The organism is Arthrobacter sp. HMWF013 (assembly GCF_003061105.1).
Lineage (GTDB): Bacteria > Actinomycetota > Actinomycetes > Actinomycetales > Micrococcaceae > Arthrobacter.
Genome location: NZ_QAIQ01000457.1, coordinates 1 through 2,327, shown reverse-complemented (window position 1 = coordinate 2,327; position 2,327 = coordinate 1). Strand labels below are relative to the sequence as shown.

Here is a 2,327-nt window from a genome sequence, read left to right as displayed (position 1 = left end):
TCATGGGGACGGTCTTCGGCATCGGCGGGCTGCTGCTGATGCCCGTGCTCGCAGCTACCGGCGCCCCGTTTCTGGCGTCGCCGCAGAACTTTGCCGTCGGCGCATACATGGCGCTCGTGCCCATGTTCGCGGGCTACGTACTGTTCGGCTGGGGCCTGGCGCGGGTCCGCGCCAGCACGGCCACCACCGTGTCCCTTGCCGAGACAGTGGTGGCAGCCGTCCTCGCCGTGCTCGTGGTGGGTGAACGGCTTCCCGCGCTCGCATGGCTGGGCGCCGCACTGATCACCGGCAGCCTCTTTATCCTGACCCTGCCGGCACCCCGTCCCCGGGATCTCACAAAAGACAGCACGACGGCGGAGTCGGCCGCCTTAGCGGTGCCGCACGTCGCTGCCCCCGCCCCCGGTGACAGCAGCGGCGGCCCCTGAGTCCCCGACGTCGGACGCCAAGTCGCTGGTCAACTGGCCGAGGCAGTAGTCCTTGAACCAGTGCCTGATGCGCCGAGGCATCCGTGGGTAAACCACCGCGAGGCCACGAAATGTCAGGTTGAAGCCGTGCTCGTGGCGCCGGCTCCACCGCAGCCCGAAGTCCTGGCGCAGCGGGTGGGGAAGGAAGCCGGCGGTGAGGAAGCGGGCGAACGGCATCACTGCGCGGTACCAGAGCGGTGCACTTCCCGGCGGATAGAGCAGCCCCCTGCCCACGCGGACGGCCGCGTCGTGGGCACGAAGCGCCGCCAGGCGGGGCTCGTAGTAGCGGCGGAATGCTGCCCGGTCCTCGGGCCACAACTCTGCAGGCAGCTGCAGGGCGGTTCCGATTTTCGCGTAATCGCGGTACATCCCGTCGGCCGCCGCATCGTCGAACGGCCCGTAGATCCTGTCCAGAATGATGACTGCGGTGTCGTACAACGTTGCGACCACCCACAGCTGGGCCTGGGCTTCGAAGGCGCTGTACCCGTCAGAGCTTCCATCGGGAGCGCGCCGCACCGGCGCGTGCGCGCGGTTCACCCGGCGCCGGACCTCTTTCACCTGCTCATCGTTGCCGTACGTGACGGCGTACACATAGGTGAGCGTGCCGCGGAGCCTGTCCACGGGACGTTGCGTGAACGAACTGTGTTCCGCCACCCCGTGCCCTATGGCGGGGTGGGCGAGCTGGAGCAGAATTGCACGCCCTGCCCCGGCCAGCAGGATGGCCTCCGCGCTCATGTCGGCATGTGCAGGCACCATGGCAACAGGGTACCGGAGCGGCGAATCCCCTAGATACGGTTTCGGGTAAGGATTTCTCCGCTGGAGGCCAGGTGATCCGCGACGTCCCGGAGTTTGATGTTGGTTTCGGAGCTCGCCCTGGTCAGGATGTGGAACGCCTGCAGGGAATTGATCTTGAACCTTTCCATCAGGATTCCCTTGGCCTGGCCGATGAGGTCACGGGTGCCCAGCGCCTGGTTCAGCTGGCTGATTTCCTGTGCGCCGGAAAACGCGACGGCGGCGTGGGCAGCGACGAGCAGGCCAACCTGTTCTGATTCCTCATCGAAAATGTTTACATCCTCGCCGTACAGGTTCAGGGCACCCAGGTTGTCGCCTTTAACGAAGAGCTGGAAGGACAGCATGCTGCGGGCTCCGGCTTCGTAGGCCGCTTGCGCGAATTTTGGCCAGCGCGCCTCATTCCTCATGTCCGGGACCCGGACGATCCGTTGCTCATAGGCGGCGTCAATACACGGGCCCTCGCCGGTGGCGCTTTGCAGGGCATCGATCCTCAGGGGAAGCTCACCGGAGGCAGCCCTGGACTCCACGGTTCTCCTGCCCACGACCAGGCTGACGGAGGCATCGGCAACGTGCGGGATGAGTTCCAGCGCAGCGTGGACGATATCCGTCAGGAGAGCGTCAGTATCGGGCTCCTGCTGAAGCTCCCTGGCCAGTTCGCCGAGTTTGCCGGCGAGGTTGGCCACCGCCGGTTCCGGATTGGCCGTGTTTTTGGCACTGCCGGTGCTGGGAGTCATGTGTGCGCCATCCTCTGGTGGGTCTGTGAGAATCTGCTCTGTTCTGAGTATCCCCCCATCCGGCCGGTCGCGCTTGGGTTTTTCCGGTGCCGGGTGCCAGGGCGGGGACCGGGGCGACCCGTGGGCCCAAATACCCTAGCCCGTATGCGTCCCCGCGTCATAACCTTGGCCCCGGCAAAGGAGGCCGGATATGTCCGCTCATGAAGGTGATAACAGTCCTGAACACGGGGCCACGGCGGAGGGCAGGCGCTGGCTCGTTTGCACCTTGGCCGCTTCGCTGGCTCTGGCCGGCTGTTCGCAGGGGAGTACGACGACGAGCCCCGCCCCCTCCGAAGCC

Annotated in this window: 3 protein-coding genes; 1 reads left to right on the top strand and 2 read right to left on the bottom strand. The window is 66.2% G+C overall.

Going from position 1 to position 2,327, the window contains the following annotated elements:
* Positions 1-425 (top strand): DMT family transporter (locus tag DBR22_RS16510; RefSeq protein WP_146187533.1); only part of this gene is annotated, 425 nt, incomplete at its 5' end.
* Here the strand turns inward: DBR22_RS16510 and DBR22_RS16505 are convergent.
* Both DBR22_RS16505 and DBR22_RS16500 read right to left on the bottom strand, forming a co-directional pair.
* Positions 369-1,220, bottom strand: a complete 852-nt coding sequence (locus tag DBR22_RS16505) for an oxygenase MpaB family protein (RefSeq protein WP_258229253.1) — start codon at positions 1,218-1,220, stop codon at positions 369-371. The genes DBR22_RS16510 and DBR22_RS16505 overlap by 57 nt on opposite strands.
* Positions 1,221-1,249: 29 nt before the next feature.
* The gene (locus DBR22_RS16500) at positions 1,250-1,990 is read right to left on the bottom strand and encodes a GAF and ANTAR domain-containing protein (protein ID WP_108599913.1); all 741 of its coding nucleotides are present in this window, start codon (positions 1,988-1,990) and stop codon (positions 1,250-1,252) included.
* Between the last annotated feature and the right edge of the window lie 337 nt (positions 1,991-2,327).